Below are 20,845 nucleotides of genomic sequence, written 5' to 3' on the forward strand. Positions count from 1 at the left end.
GCCCGCGCCGCCCCCATCCTCCCGGACCACCGGGCACCGTCGTCGTCCTGGAACAACGACGACGGAGCGCCCCCACCACACCACCTGATGACTGAACCATCGGAAGTAGGAACTGTGCTCGACGCCAACGTCTTCGACAGGATCCAGCTCGGCCTCGCCACCGCGGAGGACATCCGCTCCTGGTCGCACGGCGAGGTCAAGAAGCCCGAGACCATCAACTACCGCACCCTCAAGCCGGAGAAGGACGGACTCTTCTGCGAGAAGATCTTCGGCCCCACCCGCGACTGGGAGTGCGCCTGCGGCAAGTACAAGCGGGTGCGCTACAAGGGCATCGTCTGCGAGCGCTGCGGCGTGGAGGTCACCCGCTCCAAGGTGCGCCGCGAGCGGATGGCCCACATCAAGCTGGCCGCGCCCGTGACCCACATCTGGTACTTCAAGGGCGTGCCCTCGCGTCTGGGCTACCTGCTCAACCTGGCCCCCAAGGACCTGGAGAAGGTCATCTACTTCGCGGCCTACATGGTCACCGAGGTCGATGAGGAGGGCCGCCACGACGACCTTCCCTCCCTGCGCAACGAGCTGGAGGTCAAGAAGAAGCACGTCGAGGAGGCCGGGCTGGCCGACGTCGAGGCCCGCCAGCAGCGCCTGGAGTCCGATCTGGCCCAGCTGGAGGCCGAGGGCGCGGACAACGCCCAGCGCGAGAAGCTGCGCAAGACCGCCGAGCGGGAGATGACAGCCCTGCGCCGCAAGACCCAGCGCACCCTGGAGCACATGGACAAGGTGTGGGACCGCTTCGTGTCCCTCAAGGTCGGTGACCTGGAGGGCGACGAGGTGCTCTACCGCGACATGGTTGCCGACTACGGCATCTACTTCAAGGGCGCCATGGGCGCCGAGGCCATCCAGGCGCGCCTGCGCAACTTCGACCTGGAGGCCGAGGCCGCCACCCTGGCCGAGATCGTGGAGACCGGCACCGGCCAGCGCAAGACCCGTGCCATCAAGCGCCTCAAGGTGGTCAACGCCTTCCGCCTGACGGGCACCGCCCCGGAGTCGATGGTCCTGGACAACATCCCGGTCATCCCGCCGGACCTGCGCCCCATGGTCCAGCTCGACGGCGGCCGCTTCGCCACCTCCGACCTCAACGACCTCTACCGCCGCGTCATCAACCGCAACAACCGCCTCAAGCGGCTGATGGACCTGGGTGCGCCGACGATCATCGTCAACAACGAGAAGCGCATGCTCCAGGACGCCGTGGACGCCCTGTTCGACAACGGCCGCCGCGGCCGCCCGGTCACCGGCGTGGGCAACCGCCCGCTGAAGTCCCTGTCCGACATGCTCAAGGGCAAGCAGGGCCGCTTCCGCCAGAACCTGCTGGGCAAGCGCGTGGACTACTCGGGCCGCTCGGTCATCGTGGTGGGCCCCCAGCTGGCCCTCCACCAGTGCGGGCTGCCCAGCCAGATGGCCCTGGAGCTGTTCAAGCCCTTCGTCATGAAGCGCCTGGTCGAGCTCAAGGAGGCCCAGAACGTCAAGGCCGCCAAGAGGATGGTCGAGCGCGCCAACCCCAAGGTCTGGGACGTGCTGGCCGAGGTCATCCGCGAGCACCCCGTGCTGCTCAACCGCGCCCCCACCCTGCACCGCCTGGGCATCCAGGCCTTCGAGCCCCAGCTCATCGAGGGCAAGGCCATTCAGCTCCACCCCCTGGTGTGCGGCGCCTTCAACGCCGACTTCGACGGCGACCAGATGGCCGTCCACCTGCCGCTGGGCGCGGAGGCCGCCGCGGAGGCGCGCATCCTCATGCTCTCCTCCAACAACATCCTCAAGCCCTCCGACGGGCGCCCGGTGACCATGCCCAGCCAGGACATGATCATCGGCACCTACTACCTCACCAGCGAGCCGGACCCGGCCGTGGAGGTGGAGCGGGACGCCGCCGGTGAGCCGGTCGTGCCCTCCTTCTCCTCCTTCGCCGAGGCCGTCATGGCCTACGACTTCGGCAAGCTGCACGTCAACGCCGCCTGCGACATCCGCTTCGAGGAGGGCATCGTGGCGCCCGAGGGCTGGCAGGCCCCCGAGGGCCACCAGGAGGGCGACCCGATCACCCTGCGCACCTCCCTGGGCCGGGCCCTGTTCAACACCGCCCTGCCCGAGTCCTTCCCCTATGTCAACTACGTGGTGGACAAGAAGGCCCTGGGCAACATCGTCAACGCCCTGGCGGAGAACTACCCGCGTGTGGACGTGGCCGCCTCCCTGGACGCCCTCAAGGCCGCCGGCTTCTACTGGTCGACCTGGTCGGGCATCACCGTGGCCTTCGCCGACGTCGTCTCCCCGGCCTCCAAGCCGGAGATCCTGGCCCGCTACGAGGCCGAGGCCGCCGAGATCGAGGACCAGTTCGAGTTGGGCGCCCTGACCGAGGAGGACCGCTACGCCTCCCTCATCGACATCTGGACCAAGGCCACCGCCGAGGTCGCCGACGCGATGCGGGAGAACTTCCCCGAGCGCAACACCGTCTACCAGATGGTGGTCTCGGGGGCGCGAGGCAACTGGGACCAGATCCGCCAGCTCGCCGGCATGCGCGGCCTGGTGGCCGACCCCCGCCAGCGCCTCATCGACCGGCCGATCAAGTCCAACTACCGCGAGGGCCTGAGCGTCCTGGAGTACTTCATCGCCACGCACGGCGCCCGCAAGGGCCTGGCCGACACGGCCCTGCGCACCGCGGACTCGGGCTACCTCACCCGGCGCCTGGTGGATGTCTCCCAGGACGTCATCGTGCGCGAGGACGACTGCGGGACCCGCAAGGGCCTGACCAAGCGGATCTTCTCCTGGGTGGAGGCCGGCGGCGAGCGATTCAAGGAGCCCAACGAGATCCTGGGCACCACCGTCTTCGGCACCACCCTGGCCCGCAACATCGTTGATGACAGCGGCGAGGTCATCGTCGAGGCCGGCACCGACCTGGGTGATGCGGAGATCCGCGCCGCCATCGACGCCGGGGTCGAGGAGATCACGGTGCGCTCCGTGCTCACCTGCGACTCGGAGGTGGGCACCTGTGCCGCCTGCTACGGCCGCTCCCTGGCCACCGGCAAGCGCGTGGACATCGGTGAGGCCGTGGGCATCATCGCCGCCCAGTCCATCGGTGAGCCCGGCACCCAGCTGACCATGCGCACCTTCCACACCGGTGGTGCCGCGGGCGCCGCCGACATCACCCAGGGTCTTCCCCGTGTCCAGGAGCTCTTCGAGGCCCGCACTCCCAAGGGCGAGGCCGCCGTGGCCGAGGCCGCCGGGACTCTGGCCGTCGAGGACGACGCCGACGGCAAGCGCCTGGTCATCAAGCGCGACGACGGCGAGGAGGACGTGGTGGTGCCCGTCTCCCGGCGCCAGCGCCTGCTGGTGGCCGACGGCGACCATGTGGAGCCGGGCCAGGCCCTCACCGAGGGCCCGGTGGACCCCAAGAAGGTCCTGCGCCTGCGCTCGGTGGCCGCCACCCAGCGCCATTTGGTGGAGGAGGTCCAGGAGGTCTACCGCTCCCAGGGCGTGGACATCCACTCCAAGCACATCGAGGTGATCGTGCGCCAGATGCTGCGCCGCGTCACCGTGCTGGACTCCGGGGACACCCGCCTGCTCCAGGGCGACCTGGTCGACGTCATGCACTACCGCAAGGAGAACCGCCGCGTCATGGCCGAGGGCGGCAAGACCGCCACGGGCCGCACCGAGCTCATGGGCATCACCAAGGCCTCCCTGGCCACGGACTCCTGGCTGAGCGCCGCCTCCTTCCAGGAGACCACGCGCGTGCTCACCGAGGCCGCCATGAACGGCAAGAGCGACCCGCTGCTGGGCCTGAAGGAGAACGTCATCCTGGGCAAGCTCATCCCCGCCGGCACGGGCCTGGCCCGCTACGCCGACATCGAGGTGGAGCCCACCGAGGAGGTCAAGGCCGAGGTGTTCTCGCGCACGGGCTTCAACGACGGCGCCTTCGGCGAGGCGGTGGCCCTGGACGACTTCCACTTCGGTGGCGGCGACATGCGCGCGGACTTCTCCGAGGACCTGCGCCCCGGCTTCACCAGTAGCGAGGACTTCGAGTTCTGAGCCGCTGAGGCCGGTCCTCCGGCACCGGTGCCCCATGGCTCTGGCGGCCGCCCCACGGGTGGCCGCCAGAGCCATACCTGTCGATGCCCGGGTGGTGCGGCCATCGCGGGTGGGGGCCTCGGCCGGCCCGGCCTCCGCATTGGGAGTCGGGTGGGCGGGGCCTGTCTGCCCATGGCGGAGCCCGGCGGGAGGATGCCGCCGGCCCGCCAGGAGCACGTAGGCTCTCGGGGGAGGCCGGCGCCCGCCGTCGGCCGCCCCGACCGCCTCTGGAGGAGTCATCGCCGTGCCCCTGCCCTCACGTCCAGGACAGCCGCCCGCCTCATCCTCAACCCCGGCCATGGCCGCCGAGCCGACCACCCAGGCCTTCGACTCAGCCGATGAGACCTCGGCCTTCCCCGTGCCCGGGGGAGGGCAGGGCTATGGGGCCTATGCCGAGCAGGCCGGGTACGAGGGCCAGTACACCGAGGCCTTCCCGGGCTCGGCCGACCCCACCACGGCCCTGCCCGCCGGTGCCCTGCACACCGAGGCCTTCCCCGGCTCTGCCGACCCCACCTCGGCCTTCCCGGCAGGGGCGGGGCAGGGCTATGAGGCCTATGCCGAGCAGGCCGGGTACGAGGGCCAGTACACCGAGGCCTTCCCGGGCTCTGCCGACCCCACCTCGGCCTTCCCGGCAGGGGTGGCCCACACCTCGGTCATGCCCGCGGCCGGTCGCCCCGCAGCGCCCGGAACGCCCCAGCGCACCCCCCAGCGCACCACGGTCATGCCCGCCCACCTCCGGCCCACCCAGACCCCGCCCGAGTCGGCCTGGCAGTCACAGCCCCGGTTCGCCCCTCCACCCGCATCCCAGCCGGCTCCTGCCCACCGGCGCCCCGAGCCGGTGGAGCCGGCCACCCCACCGGTGAGGCTTCCCCGGCCCCCGCAGCGACGGCGCACCCTCGCCCTGCCACTGGGCGTCCTCATGCTCCTGGCCACTCTCGCCCTGCTGGGCTGGGGGACCTACACCCTGCTCGTCTCCCTCCACGTCTTCGACCTGGCCCAGGGGGACACCAGCAGTCTCGACCAGGTCGCCGCCGGCGCGATCGTCGGCGGCGCCGTCCTGGCCTTCCTCACCGTCATCACGAGCCTGGTGGCCGTCTCGCGCTCCAAGCCCAAGACCGCCGCCATTGCCCTCATGCTCGGCGCCTTCTTCCTGCCCCTGGGGGCCGTGGCCGCGGGCGGCTACTACGGCGGCCAGATCCTCAAGGACCGCACCCTGGCCGAGGCCCATGAGGTCACGGGGCAGGTCGACCCCGACCAGATCGATGCGCTCCTGGGCCAGGTGGAGTCGGTGGGCATCGAGGTGCCCTGGCGCGAGGAGCTCATCGGCATCCTGCGGGGCGCCGACCAGGTCACCGCGCCCGCGGAGGATCCCGGCTCCGGCGAGCAGGGGGAGTAGTAGCACTCACCGGCGGCACCACTGCAGAATGCGAGTGCGGGGTGCAGAAGGCGAGTACCCCGCACTCGCCTTCTGCACCCCGCACTCGCATTTCGCGCCCTGAGGCGCGATCGGTGTCCGGAGCGCGCCCCCGCCGCTGCGCCTGGCCGCCTCCCTCCCGCACGTGCGCAGTCTCACGGGGCTCAGCCGCCCGCAGCCCTGGTGCTGCGTGAGGCCATGGCCGTAGCATTGCCCGCGGTGCCCGCACGCCGGTCACCGCTCTTCATTCCGTTCCCAGCCGCGGATCACCGGATCGCGGTCACGCGGGTCTGCCGCGGCGGGAACCGACGGGCCCCTTGCGCGGGGCTCCGGACGCCGCCCCTCCTGGGGCGTGGCGGGCCGGCCCTCCCCGCGGCAACGTGCGCCGTCAGGCGGGAGGGCGGGGCGCAGCGCGGGCAGCACAGTACGTCCATGCACGTCAAGATGGAGAATCCATAGTGCCCACGATTCAGCAGTTGGTCCGCAAGGGCCGCTCGACCAAGCGCACGGCGTCCAAGACGCCCGCGCTGAAGTCCAGCCCGCAGCGTCGTGGTGTGTGCACCCGCGTGTACACCACCACCCCCAAGAAGCCGAACTCCGCCCTCCGTAAGGTCGCCCGTGTGCGCCTGTCCACCGGGATCGAGGTCACCGCCTACATCCCCGGTGAGGGCCACAACCTCCAGGAGCACTCGATCGTGCTCGTCCGCGGTGGTCGTGTGAAGGACCTTCCCGGTGTCCGCTACCACATCGTGCGCGGCTCCCTGGACACCCAGGGTGTCAAGGGCCGCCAGCAGGCACGCTCGAAGTACGGCGCCAAGAAGGAGAAGAAGTAATGCCTCGTAAGGGTCCCGCGCCCAAGCGCCCCCTCGCCGTCGACCCGGTCTACGGCTCGCCGGTGGTCACCCAGCTGGTCAACCGCGTGCTGCTGGACGGCAAGAAGTCCACCGCTGAGCGGATCGTCTACGGCGCCCTGGAGGGCGTGCGCTCCAAGACGGACCAGGACCCGGTCTCCGTGCTCAAGCGCGCCCTGGACAACATCCGCCCCGCCCTGGAGGTCCGCTCCCGCCGCGTGGGTGGCGCCACCTACCAGGTTCCCGTCGAGGTCCGCCCCAGCCGCGCCACCACCCTGGCCCTGCGCTGGCTGGTGGACTTCTCCCGGCAGCGCCGCGAGAACACGATGACCGAGCGCCTCATGAACGAGATCCTCGACGCATCCAACGGCCTGGGGGCCGCGGTCAAGCGCCGCGAGGACATGCACCGCATGGCCGAGTCCAACAAGGCCTTCGCCCACTACCGCTGGTAATACCGGCCGCTCGCGGCTCGGCCGCGACCCGCCGCCCCGCTGCTGCGGGCCGACGGCGCAGCCGCGCAGCCGCCCCACTCGCCAAGACCTCACGAACGAAGGACATCACTCGTGGCACTCGACGTGCTGACAGACCTCACCAAGGTCCGCAACATCGGCATCATGGCCCATATCGATGCCGGTAAGACCACCGTGACAGAGCGCATCCTGTTCTACACGGGCATCAACTACAAGCTGGGCGAGACGCACGACGGCGCCTCGACCATGGACTGGATGGAGCAGGAGCAGGAGCGCGGTATCACCATCACCTCCGCGGCCACCACCTGCTTCTGGAAGAACAACCAGATCAACATCATCGACACCCCCGGCCACGTGGACTTCACGGTCGAGGTCGAGCGCTCCCTGCGCGTGCTCGACGGCGCCGTGGCGGTCTTCGACGGCAAGGAGGGCGTGGAGCCCCAGTCCGAGACCGTGTGGCGCCAGGCGGACAAGTACAACGTCCCGCGCATCTGCTACATCAACAAGATGGACAAGCTGGGCGCCGACTTCGACTTCTCCGTCCAGACGATCCGCGACCGCCTCCACGCCACCCCGATCGTCCTGAACTTCCCCATCGGCGCCGAGAACGACTTCTCCGGCCTGGTCGACGTCCTGGAGATGCGGGCCATCCGCTTCCCCGAGAAGGACGCCGAGGGCAAGGACACCCGCGGCTCGGTGGTGGAGTACGAGGAGATCCCCGCCGAGCTCGTGGCCCGGGCCGAGGAGCTGCGCGGCCAGCTCGTCGAGACCGTCGCCGAGGCCGACGACGCCCTCATGGAGAAGTACCTGGAGGGCGAGGAGCTCAGCGTTGAGGAGCTCAAGTCCGGCATCCGCAAGCTGACCGTTGCCGGTGAGGCCTTCCCGGTCCTGGCCGGCTCGGCCTTCAAGAACAAGGGCATCCAGCCCGTGCTCGACGCCGTGCTGGACTACCTGCCCTCGCCCCTGGACGTCCCCGATGTCGAGGGCCACGCCCCGGGCAAGGAGGAGGAGGTCGTCACCCGCGCGGCCGACGAGAAGGCCCCCTTCTCCGCCCTGGCCTTCAAGGTCGCCACCCACCCCTTCTACGGCAAGCTCGTCTACGTGCGCGTCTACTCCGGCAAGGTGGCTCAGGGCGAGATGGTCCTCAACGCCACCAAGGGCAAGAAGGAGCGCATCGGCAAGCTCTTCCAGATGCACTCCAACAAGGAGAACCCGGTGGATGAGGCCCACGCCGGCCACATCTACGCCTTCATCGGGCTCAAGGACGTCACCACCGGTGACACCCTGTGCGCCCAGAGCGCGCCGGTGGTCCTGGAGTCCATGACCTTCCCCGACCCGGTCATCCACGTGGCCATCGAGCCCAAGACCAAGGGCGACCAGGAGAAGCTGGGTGTGGCCATCCAGAAGCTCTCCGAGGAGGACCCGACCTTCACTGTCGCCCTGGATGAGGAGACCGGCCAGACCGTCATCGGCGGCATGGGCGAGCTCCACCTGGATGTCTTCGTGGACCGCATGCGCCGCGAGTTCAAGGTCGAGGCCAATGTGGGCGCCCCGCAGGTGGCCTACCGCGAGACCATCCGCAAGAAGGTGGAGAAGGTCGAGTACACCCACAAGAAGCAGACCGGTGGCTCCGGCCAGTTCGCCAAGGTTCAGATGATCTTCGAGCCCCTGGTCCGCGAGGAGGGCGAGGCCGGCGAGGGCGAGGCCGCTCACTACGAGTTCGCCAACGCCGTTACCGGTGGTCGCGTGCCCCGCGAGTACATCCCCTCGGTGGACGCCGGTGTCCAGGACTCCATGCTCACCGGTGTCCTGGCCGGCTACCCCATGGTGGACATCAAGGCCACCCTGGTGGACGGCGCCTACCACGAGGTCGACTCCTCCGAGATGGCCTTCAAGATCGCCGGTTCCATGGCCTTCAAGGAGGGCGCCAAGAAGGCTTCCCCGGTTCTCCTTGAGCCGGTGATGGCCGTGGAGGTGCGCACCCCCGAGGAGTACATGGGCGACGTCATCGGTGACCTCAACTCCCGTCGTGGCATGATCGCCTCGATGGAGGACGCCGCGGGCGTCAAGGTGGTGCGCGCCAACGTGCCGCTGTCGGAGATGTTCGGCTACGTCGGCGACCTGCGCTCCAAGACGCAGGGCCGCGCCGTCTACTCCATGACCTTCGACTCCTACGCCGAGGTTCCCAAGAACGTCGCCGACGAGATCATCGCCAAGGTCAAGGGCGTCTGACGCCCCCTGCCGGGGCTGCTCGCGCTCAGCGATCAGCCCCGGCGCCTCCCGGCAGGCGCTGACGCGCTGGCCGGGGATGCCAGTCCAGTAAGATTTCCAACATCCATCAGTAGAGACTCTCGGCGTCGCTGCGGTTAGCATGTGCTAGTCGAATCACGACGAAGAGAACTACCCGAGTCCCAGGAGGGCACCAGTGGCCAAGGCCAAGTTCGAGCGGACCAAGCCGCACGTCAACATCGGAACGATCGGTCACGTCGACCACGGTAAGACGACGCTGACCGCCGCCATCTCCAAGGTTCTGCACGACGAGTACCCCGAGCTGAACCCGTTCACCCCCTTCGACGAGATCGACAAGGCTCCTGAGGAGCGTCAGCGCGGTATCACCATCAACATCGCGCACGTCGAGTACCAGACCGACAAGCGCCACTACGCGCACGTCGACGCTCCCGGTCACGCCGACTACATCAAGAACATGATCACCGGTGCCGCCCAGATGGACGGCGCGATCCTGGTGGTCGCCGCCACCGACGGCCCCATGGCCCAGACCCGTGAGCACGTGCTCCTGGCCCGCCAGGTGGGCGTGCCCGCCCTGCTCGTGGCCCTCAACAAGTCCGACATGGTGGACGACGAGGAGCTGCTCGACCTGGTGGAGATGGAGGTGCGCGAGCTGCTGTCCTCCCAGGACTACGACGGCGACGAGGCGCCGGTCATCCGCGTCTCCGCCCTCAAGGCCCTGGAGGGCGACGCCGAGTGGGCCGGCAAGGTCAAGGAGCTCATGGACGCGGTCGACGAGTTCATCCCGACCCCCGAGCGCGACATGGACAAGCCCTTCCTCATGCCCATCGAGGACGTCTTCACCATCACCGGCCGCGGCACCGTTGTGACCGGCCGTGTGGAGCGCGGCAAGCTGCCGATCAACTCCGAGGTCGAGATCCTGGGTATCCGCGAGGCCCAGAAGACCACCGTCACCGGTATCGAGATGTTCCACAAGCAGATGGACGAGGCCTGGGCCGGCGAGAACTGCGGTCTGCTCCTGCGCGGCACCCGTCGTGAGGACGTCGAGCGCGGCCAGGTCGTGTGCAAGCCCGGCTCCATCACCCCGCACACCGAGTTCGAGGGCCACGTCTACATCCTGACCAAGGACGAGGGCGGCCGCCACAACCCCTTCTACTCGAACTACCGTCCGCAGTTCTACTTCCGGACCACCGACGTCACCGGCGTCATCACCCTGCCCGAGGGCACCGAGATGGTCATGCCCGGCGACACCACCGAGATGAGCGTCCAGCTCATCCAGCCCATCGCCATGGAGGAGGGCCTCGGCTTCGCCATCCGTGAGGGTGGCCGCACCGTTGGCTCCGGCCGCGTCACCAAGGTCATCAAGTGATGATCTGACCCGGTCGGCACGACCACTGCCGGTCTCACTGGCCGGCGCATGAGGATCCCCCGGGCCCGCGAGGGCCCGGGGGATCGTCGTCGTTGCGGGCAGGCCTCCTGCCTGCGCGGGCGCTGATGTCTCGCCGCGGTCACGACACGGGCGCTCCAGGGGCCGCCTCGGCGAGCATCCGTGATCGTGGCGAGATCAAGGAAATGCGGATGAGATGCCCACGTGATACTCACGGTCGCGAATGGGCATCTTTGATTGCAGAGCCATAATTATCGGTCTTCTACTCCGTCGAGTGCGCTAGATTTCGGTGCAGACCAAAGAGTTGCTGGGCGTCAATGGAGCGATGCCCCGCCCTCCGCACCACTTTTTATTCACCGTCGGAGCAGAATTCATGACCGGGCGATTGAGCCACCGCTCATTCCTCAAGGGCCTGACAGGCCTGCTGGCAGCATGCCTCGTCCTCCTGGCGGCCCAGAGCCCCAACCGTGTGGAGGCGGCCCCCGCCGGCGCCCCCGCCGGCGCCCTGCCCGCCGTCTTCGCCACCGGGGGCGAGGGCCGCTTCAAGGACAGCATCCAGTGGCTGCAGTGGGCCGATTACTCCCAGTTCGCCGGCAAGTCCAAGCCCAATGTGCCGGTGCTCAACTACGGCCAGACCCGCAGCTTCACCAACTACCGCGACATGGGTGAGGTCGGCAGCCTCATCACCACCTGCACCTTGTCGGACCTGACCTTCCACGGTCACGACAACTCGGTCATCCCGCAGTGGCTGGCCCAGGGCCCGCTGGTGGCCACGATCCCCGGCACCTGGGCGGGCGATGTTCTGGACAACCTCTACAACGTCGGCGGCCCAGCCGGATGGCGCAACGGCAGTGCCACGTGGAGTCCGGGCCTGACCTACCCCCAGGACTACACCAACCACAACCAGATGGTCATCGGCCTGGCCAACGGCTACGCCTACAACGGCAACAAGACCTGGGACGGGCGGCATCACTGGGAGAACGGCGTGGACCGGACCCCCACGGGCGGCTACTCCGATGTGAGCTTCTCCGTCAGCTGCTCGGCCGAGCTGCGCGGCGCGGATGGGACCACCCGCAGCGTGCCCCTCAACGGCCTGGTCTTCGCCGACGCCGAGGCCTCCTCCGCCCAGTCCTTCGGGCCCCAGGGCCACCAGGCGGAGTGGGTGCAGGCGGCGGTCTCGCCGGGGACGCCGGTGAGCTGGAGGCTGCTGGACCGGATGCGCTCCCGGGGCTGCCCGACGACGGCCCGCGCGAACTTCTGGGAGAACCGGCTCATCCGCCTCAACCCCAGCGGGGATGAGTGCGTCTACCAGAACGGCGGCGACTACCTCTACCCCAACGGCGTGGGCGGTCCGGCGGCCGTGGTCTTCATGGAGGGTGCCACTGAGGCCGAGCTGCGGATGCAGGGCGGCGGGTACTCCGCCGTGGCCCTGGGCCTGGTCATCGCCACGGACTTCGGGGATGCGCCCGCCTCCTACGGGACGGCCTCCTCCCTGTTCCAGCCCACCTGGAACGGGGGAGAGCTGGAGCGTGAGGGCATGGACCTGTTCACCGAGACCGAGCCGGCCACGATGACGGGAAGCGGCACGATGCTGGGCAGCCACATCGATTCCGAGCGCGGCTTCCAGTACAGCGACAGGGCCGACGCCGACGACACCGCACAGTCACCGGATGACGAGGACGGCGTGGCCCTGCCCAACGGGGGCATCCAGACCGCCCCCGGTGAGCGCTTCACCCAGGAGGTGACCTGCACCGGCCCCGGCCGAGCCGCCGGGTGGATCGACTGGAACCACAATGGCGCCTTCGATGCCGCCGAGAAGAGCGATGAGGTCGCCTGCCCCGAGGCGCCCCAGCTGGTGCCGCTGAGCTGGACAGTGCCTCAGGATGTCGTGCGCTCGGTGGATGGCGAGGTGGGCAGCCGGCCTGAGACCTACATGCGGGTGCGGGTGAGTGCGGATGACGGCGACCTTCAGCCCACGGGCACGACCACCTCCGGTGAGGTGGAGGACTACCGGGTGGCCGTGCGGGTGCCCACCATCGAGCTGGTCAAGGAGGTCGGCGACAGCTATGCCGGCGAGCTGCCCCTGCTCCCGGCCACCGCGTGGACGCTGACCGCCCAGGGAGGGCGGGGCACGGCCGCCCCCAACCGGGTCCAGGGGGAGGGGCGCAGCGGGATCACCGTGGTGGGTCGCGGCACCTACACCCTGTCCGAGAGCTCGGAGACGACGGCGGCCAGCGGCTATGAGGCCGAGGAGTGGGCCTGCCTGGAGACCAGCGGCACGGTGCGGCCGCCCAGGTCCTTCGCACCGGCGCCCACGCTGGGCGACAGCCTGAGGATTACCGGAACGGAGCGCATGACCTGCACGGTCATCAACCTGCCCAAGCCGGCCACCCTGACCTGGCAGAAGGTCGATGAGGACGGCGTCACGCCCCTGGGCGGCAGTCGGTGGCTGCTCAGCGGTCCGGGGCTGCCGGCACCGGTGGAGATCGAGGACTGCGTGGAGGCCTGGCAGTGCCAGGCCGGGGAGAGTGACACTCCCATGGATCTGGATCCGGCGCCGGGGAGCTTCAGGGTCGAGGGACGGGTGTGGGGCGTCTACACCATGACCGAGTCCCAGGCGCCCCCGGGATACACGCCCGTCGAGGGCACCGTGTGCTTCGATCCTGCGGCCCCCTCCCTTGACGGTGTGGACGCCAGGAATCTGCCCGATGCCTGTATTCCCTGGCCGGAGGACTTCGAGCCCAGCCTGACCGCCACGGTGCAGGACGGCGAGGCCATCCAGGACGGCAGGATCATCAACCGCCGGGACTCGGGGTCGGTGACCTGGAGGAAGACCGATGAGGGCGGCTCCGCCCTGGGCGGCTCCTTCTGGACCCTCACCGGTCCTCCCGGGACTGGGATCAGTGAGGAGATCGCCGACTGCGTGGCCGATGCCGGCCAGGCCTGCCCCGCCCCCGAGGGCGCCGCCTACTACGACTCCGATCCCGCCAAGGGCTCCTTCCGGGTGACCGGCCTGCCCATCAACGACCAGTCCTACCGCCTGGTGGAGTCCGAGGCGCCGGCGGGCTACCGCCTGGACCGCAGCTCGCACACCTTCACCATCACGGCTGCCGCCAGGGACCACGCCTTCACTGACCCCTTTGTCAACCACAAGACCTCTGTCCCCTCCATCCCGCTGACCGGCGGGCGCGGAGCGCACGTCTTCCTCATCGCGGGGGCCGTCCTCGGCGGCCTGGCCCTCGCCGTCGCAATCGTGAGGAGGAACCGCAGCCGCAAAGCACAGCACTGACCTCCTGCCACCGGCGCCCCTGGGCGCCGCGCACCGGACCCGCTCCCCGTCTCGCCGGGGGAGGGCCGTGGCACAGGCATATCGATCCCTCATCTCACTCCTCGATGCGCGCCTTCCCCGGCGACGCATGATGAAAGGAATCCCAAGACATGACAACCTCCGTCTCCACCCTGGGGCGCCGGGCTGCTGCCGCAGCCGGGATCGCCGCTGTGGGCCTGCTCGGACTCAGCCCTGTGGCTGCTGCCGAGGACGCCAACTACGGCAACATCAAGGAGAGCGCCAACGGCTCCCTGACCATTCACAAGCACATTGAGGGCGACGGCACCGTGGGTACTGCCGACAACCAGGGCGCCCAGGAGGGCAGCACCCCGGTCGCCGGCGTGCAGTTCACCGCCTACCCGATCCAGGAGCTGGACCTGAAGAAGTCCACCGACTGGCCTGCGATCACACAGATGGCCCAGCCCGGTGCCATCCCGGACTCGGCCTGCGCCAACCCTGCGGCTCCCACGCTGGCGGGCTACACCTTCGGGGCCGGCATGACCTCACCGGATACGGATCAGCAGGGTCTGGCCACGATCAGCAACATGCCGGTCAAGGCCTACCTCGTCTGTGAGACCAAGGCCCCCGGTGACATTGTGCAGAAGGCCAAGCCCTTCGTTGTCACCATCCCCCACCCCAACGCCACCAGCGGTGAGTGGCTCTACGATGTCCACGCCTTCCCCAAGAACGTCCGGGCCAGTATCTCCAAGACCATTGACGACCAGCAGACCAATGGTTACGGGCTGGGCTCCTACATCACCTTCCCGGTGACCACCACCCTGCCCACCCTGGATGACGCCGCCTACTACAAGTACTTCCGCATCAAGGACGCCATGGATGGCCGCCTGAGCGAGGTCGGCGTTACCGAGGTGACCCTGAGCAACGGCACCGCGTTGGTCCTCAACACTGACTACCAGATCAAGACCGAGGGCCAGACTGTCAACCTCGACTTCACCTCCGCTGGCCTGGACAAGCTCAAGGACGCTAAGGGCGCTGAGCTCAAGGCCATCTTCCGCGGCAAGGTCACGTCGGTGGGCGACGGGAACATCTCCAACACTGCCCAGCTCATCACCGACACCGGTTACGGCAACAAGCCTCCGGTCCCGGAGAACCCCCCGGCCGACCCGGAGAACCCGCCGACGACCCCCCCGGTCAACACCAAGTGGGGCGCCGTCAACATCCGCAAGGTCGACGCCTCGGACACGCGTGAGGACGGCACCGGCCTTCAGGGCGCCGAGTTCCAGGTCTACAACGCTGCGGAGCCCTACGCCGACAACTGCAGCACTGCTGTCAAGACCGGCAATCCCCTGACCGTCAACGGTCAGGACACCTTCACCAGCGGCCCCGACGGCAACCTCAACATCGCGGGCCTGTTCGTCTCGGACTCCGTGGCCACCCCAGGCCGCGACAACAAGGCCGACGCAGCGCACCGCTGCTATGTGGTCGTGGAGACCAAGGCCCCGGCCGGTTACACCATTCCTGCAGATGCGGACTTCGAGTTCACGGTCACTGCCGGTGAGAACACCGACACTGTCACCAAGATCGAGAACACCAAGCACGCCGTGCCCAACCTGCCCCTCACGGGTGCCTCGGGCAAGCTCCTGCTGACCGCCTCCGGTGCCGCGCTGCTCATGGTGGCCATCGGCTCCGTCCTGGTCTCCCGCCGCCGGGAGCGCAAGCAGAGCACGCTGTGATCCCCTGCGGGCCCCTGTGATCCACTGCGGATCCCAGGACCCCGGAATCGGGCCGCTGCCGGCCGGTACCACGGTGCTGAGCCGGCAGCGGCCCGGGGCCGATCCTGGCGGAGGAGCCGCATCAAGAGCGTAACAATTCCGCTCCGCGGTCCTCGAGCCACCCGGCCCGGGCCCCGGCAGGCAGTAGCGTCGTCCTCGAGCCCGCTCCCACCGCCGGCCCCCAGGGCCGGGAGCCGGCCGCGGCCCGGTCCTGCCCACCACTCATCCCATTGCCCTATCCCGGCGCGAGCGGGCGGCGCCCCGGGCCGCCGTCGGCCCGCGCCCGCCCTGAGCCCTGGCTCCGCCGTCGTCCCGGCAACCCGCCGTGCCCCTGCCCATCGTCCTGGAGGAGATCGGACCGTGTCCCCAACCTGGTGGCAGCGCCCCCGCGCGCTGCGGCATCCCGCGCGTCCCGCCGCGGCCAGGCGTCAGCGTCGGCTGGGGGCCTTCATGGCCGGACTCCTCGCCCTCCTGGCCCTGGGCGCCCTGCCCCCCGTCCTCCATCCCAGCCCCGCCCAAGCCGTCCAGGGCAACCCGGCCGGAGGGCTGGGCAGGTACCAGCAGGTCATCGACTGGATCGACTGGACCGACGGCGGCAGGGCCGCTCTGAGCACGGGGAGCAGCTACACCCGCTGGTCCACCCCGACCCAGGCCTCGGCGCGCCCGGCCACCTGGCGCGCCTCCCAGTGCACCATCTCGCGCAACAGCGGCAACCTCGTCCTGGGCTACGAGCCCGGGAGCTGGCGGGGCGACGGACTGGCCCGCCTCTACAACAACGGCGCGAACTACTCCCAGGGCAATGCCGGGCGCAGCGCCAGGAGCGGCCTGCCCATCGGCATCGCCAACCTCGATCGGGCCAACATCAACAATCCCGTGACGGTCACCTTCTCCGTGTCCTGCCGCACCTACCTCATCTTCTCCGAGACCCAGCCCGGGCAGGGCGCCATCGACGCCCTGCCCAAGAGGGAGATCCCCATGGCCGGGATGGTGGTGGCCGATGCGGAGTCCTCCACCTGGGATACGGGCAGGAATCTGGGGGAGTCCATCACGGCCCACGCCGACTCAGGGCGCTACCGCCTCCTGGAGTCCGCCCGCAGCGCCGGCTGCACCACCGATTCCCGCGGGGAGTGGAACACCTTCTCCGATGTCACCGGCGAGCGCTACACGGGCCTGAGGCTGCGCTCCAGCTCCACCCAGTGCTCCAACCGCGCCGGGGGGTGGGGGCCGGTCTCTGTCCTCTTCGTCGAGGGCGCCTCCACCACCAATGTCCAGATGATCGCCACCGGCAACTCCGCCGTCGCCTTCGGAGTCGTCGGGTACATGGACTTCGGCGACGCCCCGGAGTCCTACGGGGCCGCCGGCTCCGCCTTCCAGCCCACCTGGAGCGGCGGCCTCGTCGGTACCGACATCCGCTCCGACTCATGGTTCTCCACCGCCTTCAACATCACGGCCGCCGCCACTGGCGGGCAGGTGGCCACCGCCGGCCCCCCGGCCACCCGCCTGGGCGCCACCACGGACTCCGAGACCAGCGCCCGCTTCTCCCCTGACGCCACCGGTGACGATCAGGACGCCGGCCTGGCCGGCACTCCCGGGGCCGGCGACGAGGACGCCCTGCCCTCCCACGTCCAGCTCAGCGCCATCCAGGGGCAGTCCTTCCGCCAGGAGGTCGCCTGCACCGGGCCGGGCCAGGTGCGCGGATGGATCGACTGGAACCGGGACGGCGCCTTCGACCCCGATACCGAGGCCAGCACCCAGGAGGAGTGCGCCGGTGGCAGCGCCACCCCCCAGTGGGAGGTGCCCCTGACGGCCCTGCGCTCGGTCCTCGGCGAGGACGGCGGCACCAACACCTTCATGCGCCTGCGCATCTCCAATGACAGGCTCCCCGACGGCTCCTACATTCCCCTGGAGCCCACCGGCGTCACCGGCTCGGGCGAGGTCGAGGACTACACCGCCTCGGTCTTCCTGCCCTCCCTCACCCTGGTCAAGACCGTCGACGCCACCTGGGCGGGCGCCTCCACCCTGGAGGCCGCCCACTGGCGGCTCAGCGCCACCCCCGCGCAGCCCGGCGCCGCCCCCGTGCTCTCCGGCGACGGAGGCGCCCCCCAGGCCCCCGTCCTGCCCGGCACCTACACCCTGGCCGAGACCGAGACCTCCGCCCACCCCTTCTCCCCGGGCTATCAGCCCCAGGGATGGGTGTGCTACCAGAGCCCCGGCACCCTCGTCCCCGAGGGCTACACCTACACCTCCAGTGACGGGCCGGTCTCCGAGGCCGGGCAGACCACCGGTACGGTGGAGATCAGGAACCAGGACCGCGTCACCTGCGAGATCACCAACAAGGCCCTGCCCACCACCCTGAGCTGGACCAAGACCGATGAGGACGGCCGGCTCCTGGGCGGCTCCCAGTGGAGCGTGACCCCCGTGGGGCCCGACGGCGCCGAGGGCCGGCCCACGGCCGTCACCGACAACTCCGCACCCGATACCGACCCCGCCGAGGGGCGGATCACCGTCACCGACCTGGCCTGGGGCACCTACCGGGTCCGTGAGACCGGCGCCCCCACCGGATACAACCTCACCACCGAGGTCAAGGAGGGCCGCTACGTCGGGGGCGGCCCCAGCAGCGCCATCGACCTGGGCGCCGTCGTCAACACCCGGATCACCGGGAGTGCGACCTGGACCAAGGTCAACCACAAGGACCAGCCCCTGGGAGGCTCCCAGTGGACCCTCACCCCGGTGGAGCCCGGCGGCGACCCCATCGAGATCACCGACTGCGAGGGCGCGTGCTCCGAGCAGTCCGTGGACCGCAACGAGGCTGCCGGCGCCTTCACCGTCGAGAACCTTCCCTACGGCCGCTACACCCTGGTGGAGTCCGCCGCCCCCACCGGCTACCGGCTCGAGACCGCCCCCCACGAGGTCGCCATCACCACCCAGGGGCAGAGACTCGACCTGGGACGGATCCTCAACGAGCCCATCACCGGCACCGCCACCTGGACCAAGACCGACGAGGACGGCGTCGCCCTGGCGGGATCCGCCTGGCGCCTGACCCCGGTGGATCCCTCCGGCACCCCCATCGAGATCGCCGACTGCGTCCTGGTCTGCTCCGAGCAGTCCCGGGACCGCAACCCGGCCGCCGGGGCCTTCACCGTCCCCGATCTCACCTACGGCCGCTACACCCTGGTGGAGACCACCGCCCCCACCGGCTACCGGCTCGAGACCGCCCCCCACGAGGTCGCCATCACCACCCAGGGGCAGAGCGTCGATGCGGGCGCCGTCATCAACCAGCGGATCACCGGCACCCTGACCTGGACGAAGGTCGACGATGAGGGCACGCCCCTGGAGGGCTCCCAGTGGACCCTGACCCCCACCCGGCCCTCGGGCGACGCCGTCGAGATCACCGACTGCGTCCAGGTGTGCTCCGAGCAGTCCCTCGACAAGGACCCCCTGCCCGGCGTCCTGTCCGTCCCCGACGTCGCCTACGGCCGCTACACCCTGGTGGAGTCCGTAGCCCCCACCGGCTACCGGCTCGACACCACCCCCATCGACGCCGAGATCAGCCTCCAGGACCAGCGCCTCGACCTCGGCCCCATCCTCAACGAGCCCATCACCGGCACCGTCACCTGGCGCAAGACCGACGAGAGCGGCACCCTCCTGGGCGGCTCGGCCTGGCGGCTGACCCCCACGGCGCCCGGGGCCACGGCACTGGAGATCGACGACTGCGCCGAGGTGTGCCCCGAGGACTCCGCGGACCAGGACCCCACCGCGGGCGTCCTGCGCCTGACGGGCGTGACCCACGGCAGCTACACCCTGGTGGAGTCCGCCGCCCCCACCGGCTACCAGCTCGACACGACCCCCCGGCAGGTCACCATCGATACGCAGGACCAGGCCGTCGGCCTGGGCGACATCGTCAATCGGAAGTCGGCCGCCCCGGCGATCCCCCTGACCGGGGGCCGCGGCGCCCACCTCTTCCTCATCGCCGGCGGCGTGCTCAGCGCGGCCGCGCTCCTGGTCCCCCTCATCCGCAGGCGCCGCCGTCGGGATGCCGCATGCTGATGCCCCGCCCTCCCCGCGCCGCGCAGGCGCGCCGGGCCGGAGGCCGCCCCCAGCGCACTGATGCCCCGCACCGCCCGGCCCCCGCGCCGGGCGGGAGCCGGGGCGCAGGCGGCGCACGGCTCCGGGAGGCGGGCCGGCAGGGGCGGGGCCGGCGGGTCTGGAGGCTGTCGATCTCCGCGCTCATCACCTGCCTGCTGGCCGAGGCCGGGATGCTGCTCCTGGCCTACCCGACCGTGGCCGCCTGGTTCTCCCAGTACAACCAGTCCCAGGTCACCGGGAACTACGAGACCCAGGTGGCCGACGCCTTCCCCGACGCCGCCACCCAGCTGGCCCAGGCCCACGCCTACAACGACGCCCTGTCCGTGGGGGCGCTCCTGGAGGCCAACACCCATGTGCCCACGGGGGAGGGGGCCTCCCAGGACGAGTCCCTGGAGTACGACACGATCCTGTCGGCCAGCCCCGAGGGCCTCATGGCGCGCCTGCGCATCCCCGTCATCGACCTGGACCTGCCCGTCTACCACGGCACCTCCGATGAGACCCTGCTCAAGGGCCTGGGCCACCTGGAGGGCACCTCCCTGCCCGTGGGCGGCCCCGGCACCCGCTCAGTGGTCACCGGCCACCGGGGCCTGGCCGACGCCACCATGTTCACCCACCTGGACCGCGTGGGGGAGGGGGACACCTTCTCCATCGAGGTCTTCGGGGAGGTCCTCGTCTACCGCGTCATCGAGACCCGGGTGGTCAACCCCGACGAGACCGAGGCCCTGCGCGCCCAGGAGGGCAAGGACCTCATGACCCTGGTCACCTGCACCCCCCTGGGCATCAACACCCACCGCATCCTGGTCACCGGTGAGCGCGTCTTCCCCACCCCCCAGGAGGCCATCGACTCCGCGGGGGCGGCGCCCGACGTGCCCCACTTCCCCTGGTGGGCGGTGGCACTGGCCGCCGGCCAGATCCTGCTCGGGGCCTACCTGTGGCGCACCGGCTACGGCGCCGCCCGCCGCGAGCGGGCCGGCGGGGTCCCGCGCCGCGGCCGCAGGCCCCGTAGCGGCCGCGGAGCGCGGGCGGCACTGCGCCCGCGGCACGGCAACGCGCGCCGGGGAGGCCTGTGGCGCCGCCGCCGTCACGCCGGCGGCCGGGCGGCCGCAGGCGCACCACGGTGCGACACGCCCGAGCGCGGGGGACGGGTGGGCGGTCTCACAGGACTGGACCGGCCATCCGGGTTCCAGTCCGGGGCCCGGCGCTGATAGCGTTATTCGGC

The 20,845-nt window shown here is 70.2% G+C and carries 10 protein-coding genes; all 10 read left to right on the forward strand.

From position 1 onward, the window contains the following. The first annotated feature begins 114 nt into the window (after positions 1 to 114). Positions 115 to 4,071 carry a DNA-directed RNA polymerase subunit beta' gene (locus MANAM107_RS08215; RefSeq protein ID WP_308443617.1) on the forward strand — a complete coding sequence of 1,319 codons (3,957 nt, stop codon included), beginning with the start codon at positions 115 to 117 and terminating at the stop codon, positions 4,069 to 4,071. 283 nt (positions 4,072 to 4,354) lie between these two features. Next, positions 4,355 to 5,506 carry a hypothetical protein gene (locus tag MANAM107_RS08220; protein WP_223907263.1) on the forward strand — a complete coding sequence of 384 codons (1,152 nt, stop codon included), beginning with the start codon at positions 4,355 to 4,357 and terminating at the stop codon, positions 5,504 to 5,506. 476 nt (positions 5,507 to 5,982) lie between these two features. Beyond that, positions 5,983 to 6,357 (forward strand): 30S ribosomal protein S12, encoded by a 375-nt coding sequence (rpsL, locus tag MANAM107_RS08225; protein ID WP_026428007.1) that lies wholly within the window; start codon positions 5,983 to 5,985, stop codon positions 6,355 to 6,357. Continuing rightward, complete coding sequence (gene rpsG, locus MANAM107_RS08230; RefSeq protein WP_179900777.1) at positions 6,357 to 6,827, forward strand: 30S ribosomal protein S7; 471 nt, start codon at positions 6,357 to 6,359, stop codon at positions 6,825 to 6,827. Before rpsL ends, rpsG begins: the two co-directional genes overlap by 1 nt. A 111-nt stretch (positions 6,828 to 6,938) precedes the next feature. Continuing rightward, the gene (gene fusA / locus MANAM107_RS08235; protein WP_223907265.1) at positions 6,939 to 9,077 is read left to right on the forward strand and encodes an elongation factor G; all 2,139 of its coding nucleotides are present in this window, start codon (positions 6,939 to 6,941) and stop codon (positions 9,075 to 9,077) included. A 193-nt stretch (positions 9,078 to 9,270) separates the two neighbouring features. Continuing rightward, the gene (gene tuf / locus MANAM107_RS08240) at positions 9,271 to 10,461 is read left to right on the forward strand and encodes an elongation factor Tu (RefSeq protein WP_179900775.1); all 1,191 of its coding nucleotides are present in this window, start codon (positions 9,271 to 9,273) and stop codon (positions 10,459 to 10,461) included. Positions 10,462 to 10,864: 403 nt separating this feature from the next. Next, entirely contained in the window at positions 10,865 to 13,768 is a 2,904-nt protein-coding gene (locus MANAM107_RS08245; protein ID WP_223907268.1) for a CshA/CshB family fibrillar adhesin-related protein, read from the forward strand. Positions 13,769 to 13,917: 149 nt separating this feature from the next. Then, positions 13,918 to 15,501, forward strand: coding sequence for a SpaH/EbpB family LPXTG-anchored major pilin (locus MANAM107_RS08250; RefSeq protein WP_223907272.1), 1,584 nt, complete (start codon positions 13,918 to 13,920; stop codon positions 15,499 to 15,501). Between the two features lie 489 nt (positions 15,502 to 15,990). Further along, positions 15,991 to 19,587, forward strand: a complete 3,597-nt coding sequence (locus MANAM107_RS08255; protein WP_223907275.1) for a CshA/CshB family fibrillar adhesin-related protein — start codon at positions 15,991 to 15,993, stop codon at positions 19,585 to 19,587. After that, positions 19,581 to 20,831: a class C sortase gene (locus tag MANAM107_RS08260; protein ID WP_223907278.1), complete on the forward strand. Its 1,251-nt coding sequence runs from the start codon at positions 19,581 to 19,583 to the stop codon at positions 20,829 to 20,831. Before MANAM107_RS08255 ends, MANAM107_RS08260 begins: the two co-directional genes overlap by 7 nt. Positions 20,832 to 20,845: the final 14 nt, after the last annotated feature.

It is taken from the genome of Actinomyces capricornis (assembly GCF_019974135.1).
Classification (GTDB): domain Bacteria; phylum Actinomycetota; class Actinomycetes; order Actinomycetales; family Actinomycetaceae; genus Actinomyces; species Actinomyces capricornis.